26 protein-coding genes are annotated in these 24,981 nt (G+C 35.1%); 15 read left to right on the top strand and 11 right to left on the bottom strand.

What is annotated here, in order from left to right; translation table 11 throughout:
• Positions 1–19: 19 nt before the first annotated feature.
• From aguA to G634_RS0108305, 6 genes are all read right to left on the bottom strand, one after another.
• Positions 20–1,120, bottom strand: a complete 1,101-nt coding sequence (gene aguA / locus G634_RS0108330) for an agmatine deiminase (RefSeq protein WP_026504904.1) — start codon at positions 1,118–1,120, stop codon at positions 20–22.
• Positions 1,121–1,434: 314 nt separating this feature from the next.
• Positions 1,435–2,562 carry a carboxynorspermidine decarboxylase gene (gene nspC / locus G634_RS0108325; RefSeq protein ID WP_026504903.1) on the bottom strand — a complete coding sequence of 376 codons (1,128 nt, stop codon included), beginning with the start codon at positions 2,560–2,562 and terminating at the stop codon, positions 1,435–1,437.
• Between the two features lie 37 nt (positions 2,563–2,599).
• Positions 2,600–3,859 (bottom strand): saccharopine dehydrogenase family protein, encoded by a 1,260-nt coding sequence (locus tag G634_RS0108320; RefSeq protein ID WP_026504902.1) that lies wholly within the window; start codon positions 3,857–3,859, stop codon positions 2,600–2,602.
• A complete protein-coding gene (gene speE / locus G634_RS0108315) occupies positions 3,856–4,716 on the bottom strand; it encodes a polyamine aminopropyltransferase (RefSeq protein ID WP_026504901.1) in 861 nt (286 codons plus the stop codon). Before speE ends, G634_RS0108320 begins: the two co-directional genes overlap by 4 nt.
• A gap of 1 nt (position 4,717) precedes the next feature.
• Positions 4,718–6,178, bottom strand: coding sequence for an aminotransferase class I/II-fold pyridoxal phosphate-dependent enzyme (locus G634_RS0108310; protein ID WP_026504900.1), 1,461 nt, complete (start codon positions 6,176–6,178; stop codon positions 4,718–4,720).
• 581 nt (positions 6,179–6,759) lie between these two features.
• Complete coding sequence (locus G634_RS0108305) at positions 6,760–7,977, bottom strand: cation:proton antiporter (protein WP_026504899.1); 1,218 nt, start codon at positions 7,975–7,977, stop codon at positions 6,760–6,762.
• 247 nt (positions 7,978–8,224) lie between these two features.
• On the opposite strand from G634_RS0108305, the gene G634_RS21380 reads away from it, so the two are divergent.
• A complete protein-coding gene (locus tag G634_RS21380; protein WP_196805316.1) occupies positions 8,225–8,377 on the top strand; it encodes a hypothetical protein in 153 nt (50 codons plus the stop codon).
• On the top strand, positions 8,343–8,729 hold the full coding sequence (locus G634_RS0108300) for a hypothetical protein (protein ID WP_026504898.1): 387 nt from the start codon (positions 8,343–8,345) through the stop codon (positions 8,727–8,729). The genes G634_RS21380 and G634_RS0108300 overlap by 35 nt, the downstream gene beginning before the upstream one ends.
• A gap of 376 nt (positions 8,730–9,105) precedes the next feature.
• Here G634_RS0108300 and G634_RS0108295 read toward each other — a convergent pair whose 3' ends face one another.
• The 4 genes from G634_RS0108295 to G634_RS22115 all read right to left on the bottom strand — a co-directional run bounded on the left by G634_RS0108295 (position 9,106) and on the right by G634_RS22115 (position 11,198).
• The gene (locus G634_RS0108295) at positions 9,106–9,453 is read right to left on the bottom strand and encodes a hypothetical protein (protein WP_026504897.1); all 348 of its coding nucleotides are present in this window, start codon (positions 9,451–9,453) and stop codon (positions 9,106–9,108) included.
• 95 nt (positions 9,454–9,548) lie between these two features.
• On the bottom strand, positions 9,549–9,701 hold the full coding sequence (locus G634_RS21375; protein ID WP_196805314.1) for a hypothetical protein: 153 nt from the start codon (positions 9,699–9,701) through the stop codon (positions 9,549–9,551).
• A gap of 203 nt (positions 9,702–9,904) precedes the next feature.
• Positions 9,905–10,615, bottom strand: a complete 711-nt coding sequence (locus G634_RS0108285) for a LytR/AlgR family response regulator transcription factor (protein WP_026504896.1) — start codon at positions 10,613–10,615, stop codon at positions 9,905–9,907.
• Entirely contained in the window at positions 10,554–11,198 is a 645-nt protein-coding gene (locus G634_RS22115; protein WP_442855637.1) for an ATP-binding protein, read from the bottom strand. Before G634_RS22115 ends, G634_RS0108285 begins: the two co-directional genes overlap by 62 nt.
• A gap of 1,031 nt (positions 11,199–12,229) precedes the next feature.
• Between G634_RS22115 and G634_RS0108275 the strand changes: the two genes are divergently transcribed.
• From G634_RS0108275 to G634_RS0108240, 8 genes are all read left to right on the top strand, one after another.
• The gene (locus G634_RS0108275) at positions 12,230–13,360 is read left to right on the top strand and encodes a hypothetical protein (protein ID WP_026504894.1); all 1,131 of its coding nucleotides are present in this window, start codon (positions 12,230–12,232) and stop codon (positions 13,358–13,360) included.
• Complete coding sequence (locus G634_RS0108270) at positions 13,360–14,109, top strand: hypothetical protein (protein WP_196805311.1); 750 nt, start codon at positions 13,360–13,362, stop codon at positions 14,107–14,109. The genes G634_RS0108275 and G634_RS0108270 overlap by 1 nt, the downstream gene beginning before the upstream one ends.
• Positions 14,102–14,944, top strand: a complete 843-nt coding sequence (locus tag G634_RS0108265; RefSeq protein ID WP_026504892.1) for a hypothetical protein — start codon at positions 14,102–14,104, stop codon at positions 14,942–14,944. Before G634_RS0108270 ends, G634_RS0108265 begins: the two co-directional genes overlap by 8 nt.
• 38 nt (positions 14,945–14,982) lie before the next feature.
• Positions 14,983–15,669 carry a hypothetical protein gene (locus G634_RS0108260; protein WP_026504891.1) on the top strand — a complete coding sequence of 229 codons (687 nt, stop codon included), beginning with the start codon at positions 14,983–14,985 and terminating at the stop codon, positions 15,667–15,669.
• Positions 15,666–16,319, top strand: a complete 654-nt coding sequence (locus tag G634_RS0108255; protein ID WP_026504890.1) for an ABC transporter ATP-binding protein — start codon at positions 15,666–15,668, stop codon at positions 16,317–16,319. The genes G634_RS0108260 and G634_RS0108255 overlap by 4 nt, the downstream gene beginning before the upstream one ends.
• A gap of 139 nt (positions 16,320–16,458) precedes the next feature.
• Complete coding sequence (locus tag G634_RS0108250) at positions 16,459–17,052, top strand: hypothetical protein (RefSeq protein WP_026504889.1); 594 nt, start codon at positions 16,459–16,461, stop codon at positions 17,050–17,052.
• A gap of 166 nt (positions 17,053–17,218) precedes the next feature.
• Complete coding sequence (locus G634_RS18520; protein ID WP_081676556.1) at positions 17,219–18,730, top strand: AAA family ATPase; 1,512 nt, start codon at positions 17,219–17,221, stop codon at positions 18,728–18,730.
• A gap of 11 nt (positions 18,731–18,741) precedes the next feature.
• On the top strand, positions 18,742–20,079 hold the full coding sequence (locus tag G634_RS0108240; RefSeq protein ID WP_026504888.1) for a glutamate-5-semialdehyde dehydrogenase: 1,338 nt from the start codon (positions 18,742–18,744) through the stop codon (positions 20,077–20,079).
• Between the two features lie 245 nt (positions 20,080–20,324).
• On the opposite strand, the gene G634_RS18515 is transcribed toward G634_RS0108240, so the two are convergent.
• Positions 20,325–21,191 (bottom strand): transglutaminase domain-containing protein, encoded by an 867-nt coding sequence (locus G634_RS18515; RefSeq protein WP_051233773.1) that lies wholly within the window; start codon positions 21,189–21,191, stop codon positions 20,325–20,327.
• A gap of 644 nt (positions 21,192–21,835) precedes the next feature.
• Between G634_RS18515 and G634_RS0108230 the strand changes: the two genes are divergently transcribed.
• From G634_RS0108230 to G634_RS21975, 5 genes are all read left to right on the top strand, one after another.
• Positions 21,836–22,726, top strand: a complete 891-nt coding sequence (locus G634_RS0108230; RefSeq protein WP_026504887.1) for a hypothetical protein — start codon at positions 21,836–21,838, stop codon at positions 22,724–22,726.
• Complete coding sequence (locus G634_RS22110; protein ID WP_196805309.1) at positions 22,723–22,824, top strand: hypothetical protein; 102 nt, start codon at positions 22,723–22,725, stop codon at positions 22,822–22,824. The genes G634_RS0108230 and G634_RS22110 overlap by 4 nt, the downstream gene beginning before the upstream one ends.
• 32 nt (positions 22,825–22,856) lie before the next feature.
• A complete protein-coding gene (locus G634_RS21370; RefSeq protein WP_196805307.1) occupies positions 22,857–23,000 on the top strand; it encodes a hypothetical protein in 144 nt (47 codons plus the stop codon).
• Between the two features lies 1 nt (position 23,001).
• On the top strand, positions 23,002–24,696 hold the full coding sequence (locus tag G634_RS0108225) for an ATP-binding cassette domain-containing protein (protein WP_026504886.1): 1,695 nt from the start codon (positions 23,002–23,004) through the stop codon (positions 24,694–24,696).
• Positions 24,697–24,802: 106 nt separating this feature from the next.
• On the top strand, positions 24,803–24,981 hold a 179-nt coding region (locus G634_RS21975; RefSeq protein WP_155830537.1), incomplete at its 3' end, for a MerR family transcriptional regulator.

Here is a 24,981-nt window from a genome sequence, read left to right as displayed (position 1 = left end):
AGCAATTTGGTTGGAGGTTTTAGCAAAATGGAATTTGCTGTGTTATGCAGTGAATATTTCCGCCTCCAAGAAGTATTGCTGTTGAATCTATTCCAATTACCTTTCTGTCTTTGCAGAGGTCTGTAAGAATATCTATGGCTCTTTTATCACTGGCTTTATTTTCACCACCAAACTGAGGAACAAGGACTATGTTGTTTCCAAAATAGAAGTTGACATAACTTGCAGCAAGTCTTTCGCCTACTTGCCTTGTATCTTCGCCTTCTTCGAAAGTATAATCCATATCTTCATCACTTATGCAGACAGGAACATCAGGGATGGGGAGTTTGTGAATAATAATTTTTCTTCCCTTTGCATCGGTTTGGTTCTGAAGATATTCATAGTCCGCAAGTGACATTTTGTATTGTGGGTCATTTTGGTTGTCAGTCCATGCCAGAACTACATTGCAGGCAGAAGTAAAACAGCACACATTATCAACATGTTCATTGGTTTCGTCATTGTAGATTCCATAGGGTAGCCATAATACTTTGCTTACATTTAGTGCGTCCTTTAGCGTGGACTCGATTTCTGACATTGTAAGCTCAGGGTTTCTGCCTTTGCTTAGAAGACAGCTTTTAGTAACCAGAAGAGTTCCTTCTCCGTCAGTATGAATAGAACCTCCCTCTAGTACAAAGTTTCCGAAATCATAATAGTCTTTTCCTGTGTTTTCGCAAAATAAAGAAGCTACTTTATCATCAAGTTCCCAGTGAGAATAAAGTCCATCGAATTCTCCGCCCCACGCATTAAATTTCCAGTTGATTCCGCGTATTGTCTGTTTGTTCGTAACAAAAGTAGGAGCGACGTCTCTAGCCCATGAGTCGTTTGAAGGAATTTCCAAAATGACTGCATTGTTCTTGACTTTTCTTTTGGCTTCTTCAAGATGATCTTTATCAGTCAGTAAATATACTGTTTCATTTTTGGACAATTCTGTTATTATTTTGCAAAAAGCTTCCTGTGCATTAGATGGGTCATTTCCCCAGCTGCCCGGACGAACAGGCCATATTAGAATAGTACCATGATGCTTTTCATATTCTGCGGGCATATAAAATCCATCAGCAGATGGAGATGAGTATAGTTTTGCCATTAACTGCAACCTCGTTTATAAAATATATAGGTTTTGAAATCAATATAATCCGTTTTGCTGTTTGTATATTTCATCGCAGACACGCTTTCGCTTGATTATAAACGTAATGGTTCATAAGATGCTAAAATACAGCATCTAAGAATGCGACATAATTTAAACACTTTTAAATTATGTTGTCTGCCACAGGCAGATTGAAAGGCATCATTGATGCCTTTCAACCCCAGAAACCAACGTTTATAAACAGTTCTGCTCACGAAATATTACAAGCCAGCAAAACTCATCCATAAAATACACAAAATCAAAACCTATGACTTTTAGGAAAGTCGATTTTTGAAATCTGAATAATCAAAATGTCTTATCACTTCGCAGTCTCCATCCACGTGCATGAGTGCAATGTCGGGAAGAGGCATTCCGTTAAAGGTATTATTTTTGACCATGCTATAGATAGCCATATCTTCAAAGATAAGAGTATCATCAATCCTTGGCATTTCTTCAAAGCTATAATCGCCTATTACATCACCTGCAAGGCAAGTTCTTGAAGAAAGCCTGCAAGTATATTTCTTTTCATTCGGCATAAAACCATCTTTAAGAGGCGGTCTATAAGGCATCTCCAGGACATCAGGCATATGACAGGCTGCTGAAGCATCCAGTATCAGTATAGGCATAGTGTTATCCACTATGTCGAGTACCTTGGTATAAAGATATCCAGCATCAAGAGCAATAGCTTCCCCAGGTTCAAGGTATACTTCTAAATCATATGTTTTCTGAAGGTGCTTTATAATCTTTTCTAAAAGCTCTATGTTATAGCCTTCTTTGGTTATATGATGTCCGCCGCCTAGATTTACCCATTCAGCTTCGTGCAGATATGTTCCAAAATTTTCCTCTACGCTCTTTACTGTTTCGTAAAGAGGCTCTGCACCTTGTTCACAAAGAGTGTGGAAGTGGATTCCTGTGACACCCTTTGGAAGGTGAGGTGGCAAATCTTTTTTGCAGATTCCAAGCCTGGAGCCTTTAGCGCAAGGGTCATAGATTTCATGACCCTCTTGCGTGGAAAACTCAGGATTAATTCTAATTCCGATTTTGACATTACTCTTTTCGAACACGATACGGTGGTGCTCGAGCTGAGAAAGTGAATTGAAGCTTATATGATCACAAATCTGGCATAGATTAACCATCTCGCTATCTGTATAGGCTGGGGAGAAAACATGGTTTTCCTTTCCCATTTCTTCATAGGCAAGTTTGGCTTCGTATAGTCCGCTTGCAGTAGCACCGGAAATGTATTTTCCGATAAGTGGATATACACTAAACATTGAAAAAGCTTTTTGGGCAAGCAAAATATGCGCGTTCGTATCTTTTTCGATTTTTTGTAAAATCTCCAGATTTTTGATTAGCTTTGATTCATCAACTATGTAAACAGGAGTTTGTAATTCGTTTGCCTTCATAGGGTGTCCTTACTGTCTTATTTTTATATGAAAAGTATTACTCTACAGTTACTGGATTTTCATCAACGATCCATGGAAGTCCGAATTTATTCAGCATTTCCATATATGGATCTGGATCAAATTCATCTGTTGTAAGAGCACCTGTCTTGTTCCATACACCACTTGCAACAAGAGCTGTTCCAATCATGGCAGGAACACCTGTTGTATAGCTGATTGCCTGACTTCCAAGTTCTTTGTAGCATTCCTGATGGTCACATACATTGTAGATCATGATAGTCTTTTCTTTGCCGTCTTTAACACCTGTGAAGATGCATCCAATGTTGGTCTTGCCGACTGTTCTTGGTCCAAGTGAAGCTGGATCAGGAAGAAGTGCTTTCAGGAACTGGATAGGTACAATCTGCTGTCCGTTGAAATCTATAGGTGTTGTTGATAACATTCCTACGTTCTCAAGGCACTTCATATGTGTCAGATAGCTCTGTCCAAATGTCATAAAGAAACGGATTCTCTTAACACCTTTAATGTTTCTTGCAAGTGCTTCAATTTCCTCATGGTGGAGAAGGTACATATCCTTTTTTCCTACCTGTGGGAAGTCGTACTCACGCTTGATACTCATAGCAGGAACTTCTACCCAGTGGCCATCTTCCCAGTAGCTTCCAGGTGCGCTGACTTCACGAAGGTTTACTTCGGGATTGAAGTTGGTAGCAAATGCATATCCATGGTCGCCGCCGTTGCAGTCAAGGATATCGATGGTATGAATTTCATCGAAGTAGTGCTTCTTGGCATAAGCTGTAAATACGCTTGTTACACCAGGGTCGAAACCTGTTCCCAGAAGAGCTGTAAGACCTGCTTCTTTGAACTTCTCGTCATATGCCCACTGCCATGAATAATCAAAGTATGCAGAAAAACCAAGCTCTTTGCATCTTTTTTCATAAACTTCGCGCCACTTAGGATCATCTGTGTTTTCAGGTTCGTAGTTGGCTGTGTCTATGTAGTGAACTTTGCATGCAAGGCAGGCATCCATAATTGTAAGATCCTGATAAGGAAGTGCTACGTTAAGAACTGCATCCGGCTTGTAAGAGCTTATAAGTGCCTTAACTTCCTCGACGTTATCAGCATCAACCTGTGCAGTTGTAACAATAGTAGATGTCTTTCCATTAAGTTTTTCTTTTAGTGCATCACATTTTGACTTTGTACGGCTTGCAATGCAAAGCTCTGTGAATACGTCGCTGTTCTGACAGCATTTCTGAATTGCAACCTGTGCAACTCCGCCACATCCAATAACTAATAATCTGCTCATATGTTTTTTTCCTCCTCAGAAAGCATATCTTCAACATATCTTGGCAACATAAATGCGCCTCTATGTAAGTGTGTTGTGTAATACCATGTTTTAATACCTCGTTCATCCCATCTTGTTTCATTGAAATCTTTGAGTGGATGATATTTTTTGGAAGCAAAGCCAAAAAGCCAGTAACCAGCAGGACATGTAGGAATGTGTGCCTGATAAACCCTGTTAATAGGGAAGCTCTTAAAGGCTTTTCTGTGCATTGCTCTGCAACTTTCTTCGTCTTCATCAAAGAAAGGACTTCCGTGCTGGTAGACCATGATTCCGTTGTCGTTAAGAGCTTTAAAGCAGTTGCCATAGAACTCTTTGGTGAACATTCCGGCGGTATGGCCCAGCGGATCTGTACAGTCATTTATGATAAGGTCGTAAAAATCTTTTTTTGAACGAAGGAATCTAAGTCCGTTTTCGTAGTAGATATTTACTCGTTCATCGTCAAGTCCGCAGGCATTGTCAGGGAACCATTCTTTGCATACTTCGACAAAGAGTTTATCTTCCTCGACTACATCTATTGATTCGATTTCTTTATAGTAACTTAGCTCTCTGGCAACACCACCATCGCCACCGCCTATTACCAATACTTTTTTCACATTTGGATGTACTGCCATTGGTACATGAACTATCATTTCGTCATATACGAATTCGTCAGCTTCAGAGAAGACAACGCTTCCGTTTGATGAAAGAAAACGTCCAAATTCTGGTGAGTGGAAAACGTCTATTTGCTGATATTCACTACTTCCCGAAAAAAGCTGTTTGTCAACTCTGATGGACATTTTAGTGTTTAGTGTATGAAATTCTTCAAACCAAAACTGCATTTTAATAAGTCCCTTCTTTCAAAACATTAAGTCTGGAAATATCTTCGCTTTCAGGTCCCTGCATTGAGCAACCTTTTTCTTTTGCGAACTGTATATATTCGACGATATCTTGAGTAATCATTTCGCCTGGCGCCAAAATCGGAATTCCCGGAGGATAGCACATAACTGATTCGCCGCATATTCTGCCTATTGTCTCTTTCAAAGGAAGTGACTCTTTCTGGGCATAGAAGGCCTTTTGCGGAGTTGTAATGACTTTTGGTGAAATGTACTCTGCAGTGAAAAACTGTTTTTCAGGCTTTGAATATAGTCTTTCGATATCCGCAAGTGCCCCTACAAGTCTTTCGATATCCTGCATAGAGTCTCCAATTGAAATGTAGGCAAGAAGATTACTGATATCACCAAATTCCATCTGTATGTCATATTCATCTCTTAGAAGGTCATATACTTCTATTCCTGCAAGACCTATTCTGTGAGTCAGTACTACAAGTTTTGTTACGTCGAAATCGAATACGCTTGAACCATTTATAAGTTCTTTGCCGTAGGCGTAATAACCTCCGATTTCATTGATTTCATCTCTTGCATAGCTGGCCATCTGAGCTACTTTTTCAAAGGACTCTTTTCCTCTTAGTGCAAGGTTTCTCCTAGAAATATCAAGACTTGCCATAAGAAGATAGGAAGCACTTGTAGTTTGTGTAAGGTTGACTATCTGACTTACATATCCAGGGTTCATGTTAGGTCCTAACAGTAGGAGAGAACTTTGTGTAAGGCTTCCTCCTGACTTGTGCATGGAGATGGAAGCCATATCAGCGCCGGCTTCCATTGCAGAGACAGGAAGCGTGTCGCTGAAATAAAAGTGTGTTCCGTGAGCTTCATCTACAAGAGCCAGCATTCCGTGATCATGAGCCATTTTCACTATCGTTCTAAGGTCTGAACAAATACCGTAGTAAGTCGGGTTATTAATAAGGACAGCCTTGGCATCAGGATTTTCTTCCATTGCTCTTAATACATCGCCTGCCTCCATTGAGAGTGGTATACCAAGTTCTTTGTCTACTTTAGGATCTATGTAAACTGGTGTCGCACCGCAAAGAACAAGAGCATTAATGGCACTTTTGTGAACATTTCTTGGCAGGATAATTTTTTCACCTGCTTTGCAGGCGGACAGCACCATAGCCTGAACAGCAGAAGTTGTACCACCTACCATCAGGAAGGAATGAGCTGCTCCGAATGCATCAGCAGCAAGTTCTTCAGCTTCCTTGATAATAGAAACAGGGTGGCATAGATTATCAAGCGGTTTCATGGAATTAACGTCGATTCCTACGCATTGCTGACCAAGGAACTTAACAAGCTCCGGATTGCCACGTCCTCTTTTATGCCCCGGTACGTCAAAAGGAACTACATGCATTTTTCGAAAACGCTCTAATGCTTCATAGACTGGAGCGCTTTTTTGTCTTTCAAGATCCATACTTCCAACTCCCATAATTCTAGATTTTTACAAGCTTCAATTCTAAGTTAATAATCTGCATAGTGCTTCATGTTAACTGCGAACTGTTGCTGGAAATGTCTAATAGCTTGTTCTAAATAGCTAAAAAGAGACAGTACCGCGTTAGTGCAGCACTGCCTCTTGTGAATTCTAACTTAATATTATATAGATAAAACCTGTAGTTTAGATAAAGCTATAAAATATTACGTCAATTTCTATGGTCTATCTGTGTACGGCAGACTGCCCTATTGAACGTTTCACAAGTGGTGTGCGATTAGCACGGGTTATGAAGTAACCAACTTATAAAATTGAGCTTTTAACTCGATCAATATGTGGCAAATTGCCACGTCGGCAGCGGCCAGCCCTGTCCGATGAGCTTTTTTGAATAAGATTCATGACAATCATAAAATGATAAATCATATACAAACCTTATAGTAGGCCTTTGTACAGCAGACAGACATTTGTCTGTCAAAAAATCATAAAAATATGCGTTGAATAAATCTCAACAGCAATCGAAAGATAGTTTAGCAAATATAGACAAAAAGTCAATAGCTTTTTGAAAATTAAGCAATTTTTTTCTGAGTGTTCTCGTTATTAGAAACACCAGACTTTTTTTCATCAGAAGCATAGATTAGCTTCATGAAGATAGGAGTTAAGATGGAACTTATGATGATAAGGAGAATAACTGCAGTAAAGTATCTGCTGTCAATTATTTCAGCCTTAAGACCTCTCTGGGCTACAATAAGAGCAACTTCTCCTCTTGTCATCATACCTACCCCAATCTTGAGACAGTCAGAAGAGTTATAACGAAGAAGTTTTGCTACAAAACCGCATCCTGCAACTTTTCCGACAAGTCCAACTGCAACAAAGGCAAGTGAGAACAAAAGAATAGTAGCATCAACTGTTCTAAGGTTTGTTGAAAGACCAATGCTTGCAAAGAATACAGGTCCGAATATCATGTAGGAGTTGATGTCCATTTTTCTTACAATGTATTTGGAATCAGTAAGTGAACTTAGAATGATTCCTGCAACATATGCACCTGTTATATCAGCAACACCAAAGTATTTGTCTGCAACATAAGCCATTACAAAGGCAAGAGCAAGTCCTATTATAGGAATACGTCTCTTATGAGGCCATCTTTTTACAAGGACTTTCATTGCTTTGTATATAATGATTCCAGATACAATTGATAGAGCAAAAAAAAGAACTGTCTTGACGCATACCATAGTAAGATTTGCACTTGGGTCTTTTAAACCGAGTACAGCTGTAAGAACTACGATACCGATGACATCATCGATAATGGCAGCACTCATTATAGTAATGCCGACATCGGTTGAAATTTTGCCCAGTTCTCTTAAAACCTGAACTGTAATACTAACAGAAGTAGCAGTCAGAATTGTGCCAATGAAAAGAGCTTCCATGAAAGTCTTTGATCCTGGTGCAGCAAAGCCGTAGAAGCACATATAAAGAATAGTTCCAAGAGCAAGAGGAAAAGCAACACCTGCGCAAGCTAAAATTGTAGCCTTAATTCCCGATTTTTTCAGTTTCTGCATATCTGTTTCAAGACCAGCACTGAACATAAGTAGAATAACTCCAATTTCGGCCATTCCTGAAAGAAAATCGTCAGCTTTTACTAAATTGAAAACACTTGGTCCTATTAAAAGACCAGCTACTATTTCTCCAGCAACCTGGGGAGCTTTCAGTTTTCTGGCTACAAGCCCGAAAAACTTTGCTGCAATAATGATTATTGCGAGATTTTTGAGAATCTCTAGCGTATCCATAATAAATTCCTACCTTTTAGATTATTGTTAGCGCAGTAGCTCCGAAAAAATCAGAAACTGCACATACTGATAAATATTAATGGTTTTTGGAAGATTACGCAAGCAAAAAAGAAATTATAAAAGAAAAATTAAATATATTTAATAAATATGTTATTCACGTCGTCTCAGGCACTTTTCACGTCGTTTGCCACACAAACATAAAAAAAGGGTGTATACTTCTAATTGTCTGCAGACAGGAAAAGAAGTAATGAGTATTCTGCAAGAATTAAATAACAGTGGCAAAACGATTATTATGGTTACTCATGATGTAAACATTGCTTCATATGCACATAGGATATTACGAATAGAAGATGGGAGAATACAGGATGAAAGAAAAAATCAAATGCATATTGGCGCTTAGCTTTGTAGTTGTTTTACTGGCTTCGTGTAAGAAAGATGCTGCTACAGTTTTGTATTCAACAAGTTTAAATTTTGACAAAGAGGAATATGAAGAAAAGTATAGCCATTATGAGAAAATACTTCCTAATGATAATACTTTCGATATAATTCGTGTTAAGGGAAATACAAGTTCTGGAAGTATAAATGTTAAGATAATGTCAGATAAAAATGATAAATATACCTTTACAATTTCAGGTACGCTCAATGAGGTTATTTCCGTTCCCGAGAAGTATGATAATGCTAAATGGACGGTATATGTGGATATAGATAAAGAGACTGATGGTGAAGTTACAATATCATTAGAAAACACATAATTGCATAAAAACTAAATACTGTAAAGTAAGCTTGTTACATAAGAGTTTTTAAACGCATTCAGATGAAGTATGTTGTATGGATACTGGCCATTTGAACCAGGAAAGAAGGAATCTCAAATAGTTTCTTTGAAAAGAGTCTAAATACAGCTTCGAACGCTTCTATAATTATCTTTCTTCGCTGCCGACAAAAAGCTGATTACGTCTGCATTTCATAATCGATGCAAAAAGACTTTGCGTTTTCAGAAACCAGCCTTATTTGTCAATGCTTTTTAAAAAAGCCCCCTACACCATTTTGATGTAGAGATCTTTCTGATGTAATCTTAACTTAATGACATTGCGATAAACGATGCGCAGCTTTTTGCGGGTTACGTGGATTTTACATCAAGATATAGTCATCATCACATGTTCCATCTAAACAATATAAACAATGGTAGGTACAGATGCTTGTACCATTTGCTATAACATCAAGTACTACTGCATAGTGCTCGGCAGGCGTATCGGTCTTGTAGCTGATTTCGTATCCGATATTTAGCACTTTGAAAGTTACAAGGTCTTCAAGATTATTCTCACGAATTCCAGACATTTCAAGCCAATCATCGTATGTCTCCCTTGCATCAGATTTACAATTTATGATATATGCTAATGCATTTTCTTTTGTTTCCTGAATTAAATGATATTTTTCAAGGTTGTTTTTTATTTCAATGTAAAATTTACTATATTCCATGTGTGCTTAATGCCTTCCGAATTTTTCAAATACCCATCTACCAGTAGATTCACGATAACCGAATATTCTAAAATCACCATATCGACCCAGAATTTTCAATTCATGTGTGTATTTTCCATAAAAAGTATAGAATTATTTTCATTTCCGAGAGAAATTGTCTCCTTGGCATAAACAGTTTCTCCAAATATAGGCAATGAACAAATCGTCATCATAAATACTAATAAAAATATTACAATCCTTTTACACATAAATTTTCCTTCCGTACTTTCATTTAGAGTTACGCAAAAAATAATATCAAACGATTAATAAAGTTTCAATATATTTTTTTAATGAGGTCATTTCCGTTCCCGAGAAGTATGATAATGCTAAATGGACGGTATATGTGGATATAGATAAAGAGACTGATGGTGAAGTTACAATATCATTAGAAAACATATAATTGCATAAAAAACTAAATACTGTAAAGTAAGCTTGTTGCATAAGAGTTTTTTAGTGTATCCATGTATTTTTTGCTAATAGGGAGCTTGACACCTGTACTGAGGTAAACTTCAGAATCCTGTATCATTTCCACAAAGTCTATATTAACAATATATGATCTATGGATTTGGATAAAAACTGATGGCAAAATATGTTTCAAATCTTCAAATTTGGCTCGTTGGGAGTACTGAGCTTTTGTGGTTATAATTTCAATACTATGATTGTTGCATTCGAAAAAGCAAATATCTTTATAAAAAAGAGTTAATTGTGAACGAGTTGTAGTTTTAAAGGTGTATACTCCATTGGCAAATGATTTTAATATTTTATCTAAAACTTTTTTGAGTTTCTCGTATTCTACAGGCTTGATGAGAAATCCTGTTGCATTAACGTCGTATCCGTCTATTACAAATTCAGAAAAAGAAGTAGTAAATACAATTGCTCTGTTGTATCCATTTTTTCTTATAAGCTTTGCAAAATCCAGACCATTTGATTTATTTATCTTTATATCGAGCAGGAATAAATCAGTTTCGGTGAGTTGGTCTTTGGTATGGTAGGACCAGAAATCTTCAACTGAAGCATATGAAAGTATAGTAAGCTTGTGGTTTGATGAAAGTGACCATTCGTTAAGAAGGCCAATTAATTGTTCTCTGTGATTTTTGTTGTCTTCTAGTATAATAATATTCATTTTGATTTCTCACCTTTATTGGAAAAAGAATATTCACTTTAAATATATTGTTGTCGTCGGAAAATGTTATAATACCGTTGTTTCTTTCTACTATTTTTCTTATATTTTTTATTCCATAACCATGGTTTCTAGTTGTTTTCTTCGAGATATAATTACATTTTGAAGTCTTTTTCAAATCCCCTTCGTATGGATTTTCAATATAAATCAGCAGCATCATATGAGCTGGTTTGATGGTGAATTTTATATATTGCGTTATATCTTTTCCATGCAAAGACGAAACTGCTGTAATTGCGTTTGACCACAAATTGTTGAGGATAGTCGATAAATCGAAAAGATCAATCAAGATATCTTTGGGCCATATTATATTTTTCTCGACAATAATGTTGTTTTTTTGAGCGGCAAAAAAATGTGTGGATAAAATACAGTCTAAAATAGGAATGCCGGTGACGTTGCATAAAGGACAAGTGTCAATATCGTATAAATACCTTTTAATATACTGTTGTACATCGGAATCCTCACATTTGTTGTTTTGTGCTAGCAGCTCTAGCGTTGACAGATGGGATTTGAGATCATGCTTAAGCATTTTCAGTGGTTCTAATTCGGTGGTAAGTTTTAGATAATCGTCATGTTCAAGCGAAAGTTTGTAGTTTTCGTGTTCTAGTTTTGCTTTTTGTGCGTTAGAACACTTTAACAAATAAATATGGTGTAAAACAACATAAAATAAAATCGAGTAAAAAAACAATGACTTATTCAATTCTGATACCATGAATTTACTATGATACTTTTTGTAAGAAAAAATTATCACTGAAATTATATTCTCACAGTAAAAGAAGAATAAAGCATAAAGCAACATATAAAAAAGTGTATGTGAGATAGAAAAGTTAAAATCTTTCCATTTAATGAAATTCGAAAGGTATATAAGTATGGACACAATAACTAGATTTATTATTGTGTTTGCAAAATAATACTTTGCTCCAAATAGAGTCTTAGAAAGGCTCAAATTCGATAAGGTAGTCAGTATGTAAAGACTGATAGAATGAGCTATCAGTAACATAGTCAAATAGTAGTTGACGAAGAATATCTTTTTAGAAATGTGTCCTTCAAAGAAAATACACAAAAAAGTGAATACAGAAAAAACATTACTATAAAATGAAGTTTAAGAGAAAAAAATATGTACTTTTGTATTAAAAAAACAATGGAATAAATTATCGCAAATGATACAGACAGTACATGATAGGTGTTCATGCTAAAACGGGAATTGAGTGTTAATTTTCCCTTGAGAAATAACAAGAATAGAAATGTAAGAACAGTTGTTACCAAAAAACTCCAAGCATAATATATGTGTGTCATCATCATAATATAAGCAATATAAATGGGCTAAAGTTGATAGAAACATAAAAAATATTAAACTTATAATTATGCAATGTCAAGGGGGGAAATGTTTTTTTACAAAAAAAATCAAAAAACGATTAAAAAAATTAAATAAACATGCTATTCACGTCGTCTCAGGCACTTTTCACGTCGTTTGCCACACAAACGCAAAAATAGGGTGTATACTGCTAATTGTCTGCAGGCAGTAACTTAAAACTATTTATGTTAGGAGAAAGGAATGCAATGAAAAAGAGTATTAGAATTATGCTTGTTGTTGGGGTTTGCACCAGCATGCTTTTTGGATGTCAGTCTGCACCAGTAGCTCAGAATGAAAATGGGGTAAGCTTTGCCAAGGACAGTACCCAAAATAGTGAAGTTGATGAGAAAACATTAGGTATAACACAGTCAGATAATGTATACCATTGTAAATATACAGTAAAAGCAAAAGATCGCGAATTTAATATAGATAGCGATATACAAGGATATGATAAAAAAAGTATATGTGTTGCAGAAGTTGAATCTGATGTAAAAAATCTCTCAATGGATAATATAAATAAGACTTTTATGGATGGTAAAGGTGAGGTAAGTATTTCTGATAAAAGTTCTGATATGTCTGTAAATGATGATTTTGACAATGGAGAATCTTCCTCATATAATCATACAGTTGCGAATGGAAGTGCTGAAATAAAAAGTGAAAATTTATCTATAGAAATTATCGGATCAGACTTTAATTTTACAAATGAAACTTTAGATAAAAAATATGGAAATCAATGGGATAATGGCGCTACTGAAGGTGGTTTTGACGGAGTTCCTGTGGCAGATAAAATAGGTGAATATTCAATTAATCAGGCACAAAAAGATGTAATAGATAAATTATCATCAGCATTTGGAGATGGCGGTGTAATAAAAGATGTTAAAAGTGTCGCAAAAGCAGACGGAGACGGATATTATGAATTCAATTGCTATCCGTGTTATCAAAATTCTCCTATAGTATCAAAATTATTTTCTTATAATTCAGGCGTTGAGCCCAATATTGATGTGAAAATATGTAAAGATGGCATCTTTTATATTAATGCTGAAGAATGCCTTTGGAAGACATTGAAGAAAGAAGAAAAGTCTATAATAAGCTTTGGTGAGGCTGTTTCTAGTGTGGAACGTTATATGAAAAAAGGACTTATAGTACCGGACAAAGGATTCACATATAATAAGTGCGGCCTTGGTTATCTGGCAAAAACAAAGGACTGGAAAACTGTAACACTTACTCCTGTTTGGTATTTTATGACCGATCAGAATTCTGTATCTGATAGTACAGATATGCAGTCTTTAATGTCTATGGGTGTTTATATTAATGCTTTAACAGGCGAGATAGAATGATGAAAAAGATTTTTTGGATTGATTTAAAAAGAGCATTTTTATGCAAAGGTTTTTACCTTGCATTTATAATTATTTGCCTGATTTTCGCAAGAGCTATTGAACAGAATATTCCGTTTGACCTAAATCCTAGCTGCTACGAGATTATAGTAGCAGCAACGGCTTTATCAGGTTTCACACCATTTGCGGCAATATTTCCGTCAATAGCGTATTCGATAGCATTTAGCAGTGAATGTTCCAGCGGATATATTAAGATGATAGCAGCCAGAATGGAAGCTAAAAAGTTTGCAAAAATGAGAATTATCACAGTGGGATTTACAGGTGGACTTATAATTGCACTGCCCATGCTGATTATGTGTTTGCTTGCTTATAGTGTCGGAGAACCTGGTATGCCTACAACTGGCTTGTATCAAGGAACAAGAATAGAATATTATATTACTCATTATGGAGATTGGTATGTTCTGTGCGGCAAGGTGATACTGGGATTTTTGTTCGGTGCTATTTGGTCAATCTGTAGTCTTGCGTTTGCAGCGTGGACCTGCAATAAATACATGGCTTTGATATGCCCTTTTATTGTATATGAGCTTATGTGGGTGATGTTTTACAAGATAAAGTTCATAAATCCAATTTTCTTAATAAGAGGAGATGATATTCAGTCTTATCCTCTAGCTGTGTTGATGGAAATTGTATATATAGCACTTATGAGTATAGCTGCTTACATTGGAATCAAGAGGAGAATGAAAGTTGAGTGATCTGAAAGGTGAATTGCAGGTGTGTTCATATCTTTTCAGAGTCCAGGTCAGACAAGTTAAGGTCTGGCTTGGATTTTTTGTTGGAATATGCATTGTGATCTGGAAAGGAATGTCATATCTTCAGTATGCGGATGTTATAAGTGAGAATATCAATGTTTTGGAACTGTTCATTATAATCGGTAATGATAATATTTCTATGTTGTTGATGGCGCTTGGTATTATTCTGGTAATCTCTAATGCCCCTTATCTAGATAAAGACAGTATAAATGTATTTTACAGAACGAAAAAAATAATATGGAATAGAGGAGTTAAGCTATATCTACTTATTCAGGGATTTGTTTATTATTCAGTTATAGCTATTTCATCAATAGTATTCGGATTTGCAAAAGGTTATCTTGCAAATTGTTATAGCAATGCTATGGTAGATATGTGCAAGGGAATAAGGTATGAGAAATCGTTTGAAATAGGATTTAATAATATCGAATTATTGCATTCTGGAGGTCCTTTGACTATTTTTGCAATAACACTGCTTGGCAGCTTATTGTATGGATTAGTTCTCGAATATGCATTGTATATGTGCTGCATAATATTTAAGCAGAATACAGGAGTTGTAATAGCGATTGTTTTTCACTTTGTGAATTATGAATTGATGAAAGAGGGTTTTATGCTGGTGTCTGATTATTCACTCATGGCTAAGGCTATGCCGACAATTGTTCTTCCGGGAAATTCTTTTGTCGAGATTTTTTCATCGGTTGCAGTACTTCTTCTTTGTTTGATATTGTTTTCTTCGGTAACTAACAAGGCTATTAAATATTGTGATATTGTGGGTGCATAGGTTAAGATACGTCATCTTACAATTAACTGTGAGGGAAAATGAAGAAAAAAACTATAATATTTGAAGTTATAATCATTTTTTTATTTTCAGTTTTTATGATTATATGGAATGTGGGATGTAAAAACATAGTTTGTAATATTTATGGTGGAGTAGAGTATAACTATGGTGATATAAATGTACTTGCAATGGGAAAGTGGCTGTTTGTTTTTGCAATGTATTTTCTCATTACCGGCTATGAAATGTTGAATAATCAAAGAATGTTTTTGTTCGAAATATATCGCTATAAAAATTATAAAACATGGTGGAGAAATTATTTTTTTAATACTCAGTTTAGTATCTTTCTGATTTATATATTTAGCGCTTTGGAATTAGTAATAATAGAGCAAAGAGATGGCATTTCATTAATGAATGATTTGTTAATAATAGTGTTTTTTTATATGCACCTGCAGATGTATATTAGTATATTGATATGCAGCGGAGTTCTTTTTAAGAATTCGATTTGTCCAGGTGTGTTGGTAGTATTTGAGGGATTATTATATGTTTTTTCAGTGTCAGATAATAATTTAATAGGCATAAGTGGAATGTATATACGATTGAAGGATATTGACAACACTGTATATTCAGGGATAGGAATTGGAATTATTGAAGCTGTGATATCGATTGTGTTGTTTCTGGCTGTAAAATCATTGATTTCTAATGAAAAATGTGAAAGGCTTGTGTTATGAATATTATAGAGTTGAAAAATGTGTCAAAAAGTTTCAAAAATGAACAGGTATTAAAAGATATAAATCTTACAATGGAATCGGGTAAGATCTATGGAATCATAGGGAAAAATGGTGCGGGAAAAACTGTTTTGTTTAAAATTATATCAGGACTTGTAAGACCGACTTCAGGTAGCATAGTAGTAGAAGGTAAAAGGATAGGAATTGATGTTGACTTTCCGGAAAGCCTCGGAATGATAATTGAGACACCAGGCTTTCTAGGAGAATACAATGCCTTCGATAACCTTCATTATCTGGCTAAGATTAAAAATATCATATCAGATGATGAAATAAGGAAAGCTATTGAAATTGTGGGCTTGGATGCAAAGAGTAAGAAAAAGGTAGGAAAGTTCTCGCTTGGAATGCGTCAGAGACTTGGAATTGCTCAGGCAATAATGGAAAATCCTGATCTTATCATTCTGGACGAGCCTATGAATGGATTGGATAAAAATGGCATAAAAGATGTTAAACGAATTCTTTTAGAACTGAAAAATCAAGGCAAAACTATAATAATGGCCAGTCATTATGCTGAAGATACAGAGATATGTGACATGGTATATGAGATGGATGGCGGGGAGTTAATAATCAGGGATTTGGAACAATCGGCTATGTGATGTATTATAGGGGACTTATAGAGTTGTAAAAATTAACGAAAAACAGTTTGCAGATACACTACTTTGAGATTATAATAGTTTTGGAAAGGATGCAGTATATAAGATTTGTGTTTGATTAAGTAAAAAAAGAGGGTATGCCATGTCTATAAATGTGAATATAACTCGTCAAACTACTGCTAAAACGTCTCCTTATGTAACTACTGTTTCAAAACCATCTTCTGACACAAGTGAATCTGCAATGTGTGGTAAGGCAACATATAAAGTTTCACCTACGGAGGGCGGTGAGCGAATTGGAATTGTTTCTTTTGGCTCAAATGTATATATAGCCAGCTACTCCAAAAATTCTACACCTGAAGATCCTATAGTTTTAATCGGTGATAATTGTGAAGTTAAGGTGAATGAAGTTGATCCTAGAAATGCAACAGAATTGGAAATGTTCGCACTATTAACACATATGGATAAACAGGGAATTGCTGAGAATAACTATAGCTTTGGATCTTTTCATAAACTTAGATTGGATGCTCAATTTGCTGAAAATTATGGATTCTGTACAGGAATCTCATCTCCAGAGTATGCTTTTACTACTAAGCGTGACTGGTTAGAAATACTGCAGTTTACAAAATCCAAGTACATGGAAACTCCAATAATGTACACGCAAGGTCTTGAAAGTGAAAAATTGTTGTTTGATTTTTCAAAGAAGTGGTGTACTAATAAGACACAAAGTGATAAGTAATGGGGACTTTGTATAGATATATTTCATAAAAAAGCGGTGGGTGGTTCAAATTTTATTTTTGAAGCCACTCACCGTTTTTCTTGGTTGACGCAAAGGCTTTTTTCATGGTATTTATTTATTAACACGGTAGTACTGCGCAGAGATGAAAAGAAAGGTGACGGGGATTATGTCAGGAAGAGTATTTGATTTTAGCCAGGATGATAATAAGGATAATGAACAGGAAAACGGGCAGAAAAGTGGTGGGAATATAACATATACAACCTACTATTCAAATGAAAAGACTGCCAGTGCAATATATCCTATATTGGTATTGGATAATAAGGATGGATTTTTTGAACATCACATTACAGGAAGCTTTATAGATCCTGAGAAGAGAACCTGTTTTGAGACCAAAGAGGTAAGATCTGATATTGTAAAGATTGATAAACGTTTCGAGCAGTTTATCAGGTGGATGGGTATTAATCATATTTTAGTTCAGTTATCGGGCACAGATACAGAGGAAGGATTTGCTGTTTATAAGATAAGAGAAGTGGATAATCCTTCACATTCAAAGCTTTCTGCAGGAGATGGATTTTTGCAGTTTATGATGCAGCGTTTGTTTAACAGTCAGCTCCAGAGAGAGGCTATGTGCGCAGGAGATGTGGATGAAGATATGGATGATGACGATGATATGAAACTTACAAGTCTTCAGAGTATCAGAGATTTTTTGGACTGTGCGGGTAAGACTTTTCCATCCAATATCAGAAGCTGGGCCAAGAGAAATCTTATGGTGGCAAGTTCTAGTGAAGTTAGTGAAGAAGAGAGAAGACATGCTCAAAGAGCGCTTTCTATAATGCTGAATATCAGCTGGAAGAGTTCGAGTTTCGAGCCGATAGATCCTGTGAAGGCTAGAGAGATTCTCGATGAGACAATATATGGTATGGAGAAGGTTAAGCAGCGTATAATAGAGACTATTATCCAGATAAATAGAACTCACAGACTTCCGGCATATGGTCTTTTACTTATAGGTCCTGCCGGTACTGGTAAGTCGCAGATAGCATATGCTGTTGCAAAGATTTTGAGACTTCCGTGGGTTACTTTAGATATGAGCGCAGTTCATGATCCGGAACAGCTTACTGGAAGTTCTAGAATATATGCTAATGCAAAACCTGGAAGCATTATGGAGGCTTTTTCTAAAGCAAGAGAGTCTAACCTTGTATTTATTATTAATGAACTTGATAAAGCAGACAGCGATTCTGCTGCAGGAAATCCTGCGGATGCGCTTTTAACCTTGTTGGATAATCTGGGTTATACTGATAACTATATGGAATGTATGATTCCTACAGGTGGTGTTTATCCTATAGCGACTGCAAATGATAAGAGTAGGATTTCAGAACCGCTTCTTACTCGATTTGCGGTGATAGAACTCCCTGACTATACTATGGAGGAGAAGAAGACTATTTTCTTGAAATTCTCTTTGCCAAAAGTATTGAAGAGGCTTGGACTTATGGGAAGTGAGTGTGTCGTAACAGAGGACGGAGCCAAAGAGGTTGTAGAGCATTATAAAAATGTCTCTGGTGTAAGAGATTTGGAACAGGCAGCAGAGCATCTTGCAGCTCATGCTCTTTTTCTGATAGAGACAGAACATGTATCAAATGTCACTTATAATGCAGAGGAAGTAAGAAAACTACTAGACTAAAAGGAGAATTTATGGAGATAAGTAAAGAAGCTTTGAAAATGAAAATGGTTGCACCAAAACTTGCAGCCAGCAGTATTGATACAAGAAATAAGGCTTTAGAATATATTATCGAAGGCCTTTTGCGAAATAAGGACAGAATCTTTGAAGAAAATAGAAAAGATATGGAAAATGCTGTAAAAGATAATGTGGCAGCTTCCATTCAGAAAAGATTAAAGTATGACGAGCACAAGCTTTCTGACAGTGTAGAGGGGTTGAAGCAGCTTATTACATTAAGTGATCCTGTAGGAAAAGTTCTGCTTAATAGAGAACTTGATAAAGACCTTGTACTTACAAGAGTGACAGTTCCAATTGGTGTTATCGGAGTTATCTTCGAAGCCCGTCCTGATGCGATGGTACAGGTGGCATCTTTGTGTATCAAGAGTGGAAATTGTGCGATATTAAAAGGTGGAAAAGAGACTGTTAATACCAATAAAATCCTTTTTGACATAATAAAAGAGAGTGTCATTAAGGCTAATCTTCCAGGTGAATGTCTGATGCAGGTTACTCTTCACAATGAAATTGATGAACTTTTAGCTTGTGACAGGGAAGTGGATTTGCTGATACCAAGAGGGTCAAACAAATTTGTAAGGTATATTATGGAGAATACCAAGATTCCTGTAATGGGACATTCAAGTGGTATTTGTCATATTTATGTTGATGAAAAAGCAGATTTTGAAAACTCTATTAATATCATAATCGATGCCAAAACGCAGTATGTAGCAGCATGTAATGCGGTTGAGACAGTACTTATAAACAAAAAAGTTGCAGATTCGTTTCTTCTGGCACTATATAAAGCTTTGCAAAATAATAATGTGGAGGTTAGAGCCACAAAGGAAGTGTTCGAAAAACTTGCAGCATTGTCTAACGGGGAAATACCAGTACCTTCAGAGACGGATAAGGTCAAGGATTATGAGAAAATAATGCAGGAAGAAGATTTTGCAACTGAATACAACGACATGATTATTTCGCTTAAACTTGTTGATGATGTGGAGAAAGCTGTAGAACATATTAATACCTACGGATCACATCATACAGATGCTATTATGACTGGTGATGATAAGGTGGCAGAATATTTTGAACAAATGGTAGATAGTGCAGGAGTATATCGCAACTGTTCTACCAGATTTGCTGACGGATTTAGATATGGATTTGGTGCAGAAGTAGGAATAAGCACAGGAAAGCTTCATGCAAGAGGACCAGTTGGCTTGGAGGGACTTGTAACATATAAGTATAAGCTTATTGGTAATAACAATATTGTGGGAGATTATGCAACAGGAAAGAAGAGTTTCCACTTTAAAGAACTTTTGTAAAAAGTTTGTTTGGTCTGGGGTTTAAAGGCATAAATAATGCCTTTAAATCTGCCTACGGCAGACGGCATAATTTAAAAGTGTTTAAATTATGCCGCATTTACTTAGGTTCTGTATTTTAGAACCTTATGTACCATTACGTTTATAATCAAGCGAAAGCGTGTCTGCGACGAAATATACAAACAGTAAAACGGACTATATAGATTTCAAAACCTATAGTATTGCAAATTATTCTTTCTTGGCTAAAGTTAGTGAATGTAAATATTTTTGTAAATCCAGTAATAATCGTCTTCAGTATGATCAATATTCATTTGCTGTGGTGAAATAAGGAAATAAGTATATCTTAGAGGAATTCCGATTTCGCCAGTGTCATCCCAGGTTACGTCTATTGCGTAGAGTTTTCCTTCTATCTCTACTTCATTCCATGCATGAGAACCGCTTCGTACTCCGTTACTGGCAGAGCCAGTTGCGATTCTGTCTTCAATTCCCAATATGTGCATAAATAAATCAAACATTTCAGCATATCCCTGACATACTGCTGTCTTTTTGTTCACTGCGTCCAAATAGCTATAGTACTTAAGCGAATTATCATAGGACAAGTTAAGACACATCCAGTCATGAACCGCTTTGACTTTTTCTCTGTCACTCATAGATGAGTTTGTTATACTGGCTGCAATGTCGCATACATCAAGGACACCTTGGATTCTGCGGTCGGTCGAGAATACACGTCTTCCTTCAAGATATCCGGCTGTTTTGTAATGATGTAATAGAGCTTTTGGGGAAGTTCCTACTGCGGCGGCTACGTCAGGATTATCTGTAGCATAGCGTGCGGCATCAAAATTTTTAACTGTTAAGATGGATGGTTTATCGACAGTTGCTATTCTTCCTTCAAGACAACCGCTGCTGGCATAGTGATTCCAAAGGGCATCTTTATTATAGCCAAATGCGCTTTTTAAATCAGGATTTCTATCTGCATAGGACATATATCCAAACGCTTCATAGTTTTCAAATAGAATATATTCACCTGCCTGTGCAGGTATTGTAGTAAGAAAGCTACTAAAAAGAGTAATTCCTATTCCTAAAGCTATTTTCCTAAATATACGTTTCCTAATCATATATTTAACCTTTCTTTTATCAAAAAATAGAATCGATTGAAAATTATAACTGACGAAAATAAAATCAAAATCTTTGAAATATAAAAGATACTTAAACGAAAATACAATATATTTATTATATCGGATTTTCGATAATTTTTGTATAGGTATGCTGAAAGTATCTTGTTTTTGTAATAATTTCGTTAGATTTTTACAAAATCTGGACTGGTATTTGAGCGGGAAATTCTTTGTATACTATATGATTTCTCTGCAGCAGATGAGCCAGGATCATACAGAGGATAATTACTATTGGATATATAAGAATATATAGATTTTTGTCACTACGTTCCAAAAACTACGCAAACTGGCCATTTGAAAAGGCTTCGCCTTGGACCAGTTTGCCACTTGACTTTTGTTCTCACGAAACTCGCAGTAAATGCGAGTTTCTGAATGTAAGTTACAAGAAGTCATACATTCATTGAATGATGTTTTTTAGGGATGGATTTTTTCTAAAAGAAAAAATCCATCTTTTAGTTAACAGAAATGTCATTGATTTAATGTTTTTATCTAGTTACAATGAATTAAAGGTGGAGTGTTAAAAGAGAGAGGTTAAAAAGAAGTTATCGACAGACTGATTAATTCGACATTAGGGGCAAGTACATATCATGATGAAAAGAGTTGAATTTGGCGAATATATCAAGTATATTAGGGAGCAAAAAAGAATCCCCCAAGGTAGGGTATGCGACGGAATATGTAGCAGGGTTTTATATCATTACTATGAAGAGGGAAAATCCTGTCCTGGATTTTGGATTAGAAATAGATTTCTTTCTAGATTAGGAGTTTCGCAAAAGAATAGAATTGCATATGTGCATTATGATGAGTATAGTATGTGGGAAAAATATTGGAGGCTAGTGGAATGTGTAGATATCGGAGCTAATGAAACTGCTTTGAAATTAATCAATGAAATCCAAAAATGTTTTTCTGAGTACGAAGTTAGCTCAATAGAAAGACAAATGATATATGCATTAAAAGCAAAAGTGTTACTTCAGATTAATCCAAAAAGTGATGTTAGATATCTATATTTTATGGCAATTAAAGAAACTATTCCAGATTTTCAAAAGAAAAGAATAGACAATTTTTTGTTATCAATAGAGGAATTATATTATATTTTGGCTTTTTATAAGAGTGAATATGAGTATTATAGTGATAATATAGAAAAAAATTTTTCTGCCGAAATGAATGAATTATCTAATAATGTTTGGGATTTGATAAAATATATTGAACAATCAGAACTGGATACAGATAATAAGTTTTGGCTTTTATATTTTGCTAAAAGATTGGAAAATGAACTGGGGATTGCAAGAACAACTTATGTATGTGGAAATAATAAAACAAGTGAAAGAAGTAAAGTAAAAGAGAACTTTGCTTTATTATGCAATATTCCCAAGATATATTGTGAGTCTCAGGTTATTGATGTATATAGGCGAAAACAAAAAAATCTATTGAAGATGTTTCTGAGTGCGGAGTATCACCAAGAACAATACAGCGAATTGTGAGTAAACAAACTAAGCCAAAGCAACAAACATTAAATGCTATTTTTGATTATTTAGAAATTCCTGAGTGCTATGAACTACCATCTGCTAGTATGATATAGTGAAATATCTGAAGAATTAAATGGGGGAAATAATGCAATTACCTATGGTGAAGGATGTATCTTATATTCCATCAATAACATATCAGGGATGCGCATTTGTGTTGGGTATAATAATATCTAATGAAGGTATTAGAGAAGCATACTACAACAACTACATTAACTTGGAGAGATTATAAAATGAATAATAAGAATTATCATTGGAATCAAATACTAGTAGTACTTATAGAAATAATTTGTGCATTTGCTTCTTCGTTTATTGTTTTCTCACAGGCTAAGTTGATTGATTGTGTGGTATTGAAAATTCAGGGAAAAATCGATTCTAAAACTTTATTTACTGCGCTTTTTTTATGGATGATTACATTTTTTATTCCGATTTTACAATGCTTATCGAGGTTTGAAATCATTCAAATAAACCATATTCTTGATGAAAAGTGGGAACATAAAATCTCTGATACTATAAAAAAAATCCCCTATTACATGTATGAGGAAGAATCAATCAATTATATTTCAAAATTGAAGGAATATAATTTGTACAAGGAGAAGTATGCACTTATAGTATCTTTTTGTTCTGAAATAGTTCAATTATTAGTTTTAATAGCCATTATTTTTCGTATTTCTGTTTATCTTGTATTCACATTTTTTTTATTAGGACCACTTGTTGTCTGGTATTCCTTCAAATTATCGAATAAAGAGTTTTACAGGTCGCGTTGCTTTGATTCTGAAAGAAGACATATTTTTTACAAGTCTTCAATTCTTAGATCAAGAGAATATGCGAAAGAAATAAGAGCTTTTAATTCAGAAAAATTTATGCTAAACGATTGGAAAGCAAATCAGAAGAAGGTTGATGACAAAGTCCTAAAAGTGAAGTTGAAATGTGGTTTTTTAGGGGCGCTATTAGGAAAAAGTGAGTATTTGGTTATGTTTATCAACCTTTTGATAGTACTTGTTCAGTTTGTAAAAGGAAGTATTTCAATTGGAAATTTTGTATCAATATCTGGGGAAATGTTTAGCTTTCATGTTCTTTATAAAGTGCAAAAAATATCGTCAAATTTCAGAAATTATATGAATTATAAGAAGATTTTTTCTGAAGTAAATAATTATAAGTGTGATCTGGATAGAAAAGAAATAAATCTGAAAAAAGAAGATTGTATCGAGTTTAAAAATGTTTATTTTAAATATGAAAAATCTGACGAATTCGCATTGGAGAATATTTCGTTTAGTATAAAAAGAGGTGAAAGAATTGCATTAGTAGGTTCAAATGGAGCTGGTAAAACTACTCTTATAAAGTTGATTTTGGGATTATATAAGCCAACTAAAGGTTTGGTATTAGTAAACGGGGTTAAAGCAGAAGATTTAAGTCCTGCTCAAAGAAAAGAACTCTTTTCAGTAGTATTCCAGGATTTTGCAAAATTTTGTCTTTCTGTCAAAGAAAACGTGTTTTTTGACAACGATAAGGACTCTGATTATGATTTGGATATTTCAAAAAATATAGATCGGCTTCCTGAAAAAGAAAACACTATTATTGGAAAAGATTTTGGCGAACATGTGGATCTTTCAGGAGGGGAGTGGCAAAAAATAGCAATTTGCAGAGCTATGAGCAAACAAAAAGAAGTACTGATATTAGATGAGCCTACAGCGTCTCTTGATCCTATTGCTGAAATCAATACATATAAAGCGATAAACGAAAAGTGTGACAATGATATTACAACTATATATATAACACATAGGCTTGGACTTACCAAAGATGTTGATAGAATATTTGTTATGGATAAAAAAACGATTGTTGAAACTGGATCATTTAATGAGCTTATGAATGCAAAAAAAGTTTACTATACTTATTATCAAACTCAAAAAGAAATGTATTCATATTAAATAATAGAGGGTTAATAACTGTTGAATAATACTTATAAAACTATATAAATAGATGTTGACTTTTATGGTTTGCTGATGTATAATAATATTGAAAGGAGCTAGCACTTTGAGTAAATATTATTCTATACATGAATTTTCAAAGATTATAGGTGTATCTGCGCAGACATTACGAAATTGGGATGCTAACGGAAAACTTCATCCACATCATACTACAGCAAGTGGTTATAGATATTATTCTGATGAACAACTTAACCAAGTAATGAATGTAAAGCCTAAAAATCGTAT

The organism is Butyrivibrio sp. NC3005 (assembly GCF_000424545.1).
Lineage (GTDB): Bacteria > Bacillota > Clostridia > Lachnospirales > Lachnospiraceae > Butyrivibrio.
The sequence above is the reverse complement of the archived record's forward strand: the minus strand, read 5'-3'. Positions and strand labels throughout refer to the sequence as shown.

Coding starts and splice junctions, on each gene's coding strand:
- aguA (WP_026504904.1), bottom strand. CDS start 1,120: ATGGCAAAACTATACTCATCTCCATCTGCTGATGGATTTTATATGCCC.
- nspC (WP_026504903.1), bottom strand. CDS start 2,562: ATGAAGGCAAACGAATTACAAACTCCTGTTTACATAGTTGATGAATCA.
- G634_RS0108320 (WP_026504902.1), bottom strand. CDS start 3,859: ATGAGCAGATTATTAGTTATTGGATGTGGCGGAGTTGCACAGGTTGCA.
- speE (WP_026504901.1), bottom strand. CDS start 4,716: ATGCAGTTTTGGTTTGAAGAATTTCATACACTAAACACTAAAATGTCC.
- G634_RS0108310 (WP_026504900.1), bottom strand. CDS start 6,178: ATGGATCTTGAAAGACAAAAAAGCGCTCCAGTCTATGAAGCATTAGAG.
- G634_RS0108305 (WP_026504899.1), bottom strand. CDS start 7,977: ATGGATACGCTAGAGATTCTCAAAAATCTCGCAATAATCATTATTGCA.
- G634_RS21380 (WP_196805316.1), top strand. CDS start 8,225: ATGAGTATTCTGCAAGAATTAAATAACAGTGGCAAAACGATTATTATG.
- G634_RS0108300 (WP_026504898.1), top strand. CDS start 8,343: ATGAAAGAAAAAATCAAATGCATATTGGCGCTTAGCTTTGTAGTTGTT.
- G634_RS0108295 (WP_026504897.1), bottom strand. CDS start 9,453: ATGGAATATAGTAAATTTTACATTGAAATAAAAAACAACCTTGAAAAA.
- G634_RS21375 (WP_196805314.1), bottom strand. CDS start 9,701: ATGTGTAAAAGGATTGTAATATTTTTATTAGTATTTATGATGACGATT.
- G634_RS0108285 (WP_026504896.1), bottom strand. CDS start 10,615: ATGAATATTATTATACTAGAAGACAACAAAAATCACAGAGAACAATTA.
- G634_RS22115 (WP_442855637.1), bottom strand. CDS start 11,198: ATGCTTAAGCATGATCTCAAATCCCATCTGTCAACGCTAGAGCTGCTA.
- G634_RS0108275 (WP_026504894.1), top strand. CDS start 12,230: ATGAAAAAGAGTATTAGAATTATGCTTGTTGTTGGGGTTTGCACCAGC.
- G634_RS0108270 (WP_196805311.1), top strand. CDS start 13,360: ATGAAAAAGATTTTTTGGATTGATTTAAAAAGAGCATTTTTATGCAAA.
- G634_RS0108260 (WP_026504891.1), top strand. CDS start 14,983: ATGAAGAAAAAAACTATAATATTTGAAGTTATAATCATTTTTTTATTT.
- G634_RS0108255 (WP_026504890.1), top strand. CDS start 15,666: ATGAATATTATAGAGTTGAAAAATGTGTCAAAAAGTTTCAAAAATGAA.
- G634_RS0108250 (WP_026504889.1), top strand. CDS start 16,459: ATGTCTATAAATGTGAATATAACTCGTCAAACTACTGCTAAAACGTCT.
- G634_RS18520 (WP_081676556.1), top strand. CDS start 17,219: ATGTCAGGAAGAGTATTTGATTTTAGCCAGGATGATAATAAGGATAAT.
- G634_RS0108240 (WP_026504888.1), top strand. CDS start 18,742: ATGGAGATAAGTAAAGAAGCTTTGAAAATGAAAATGGTTGCACCAAAA.
- G634_RS18515 (WP_051233773.1), bottom strand. CDS start 21,191: ATGATTAGGAAACGTATATTTAGGAAAATAGCTTTAGGAATAGGAATT.
- G634_RS0108230 (WP_026504887.1), top strand. CDS start 21,836: ATGATGAAAAGAGTTGAATTTGGCGAATATATCAAGTATATTAGGGAG.
- G634_RS21370 (WP_196805307.1), top strand. CDS start 22,857: ATGCAATTACCTATGGTGAAGGATGTATCTTATATTCCATCAATAACA.
- G634_RS0108225 (WP_026504886.1), top strand. CDS start 23,002: ATGAATAATAAGAATTATCATTGGAATCAAATACTAGTAGTACTTATA.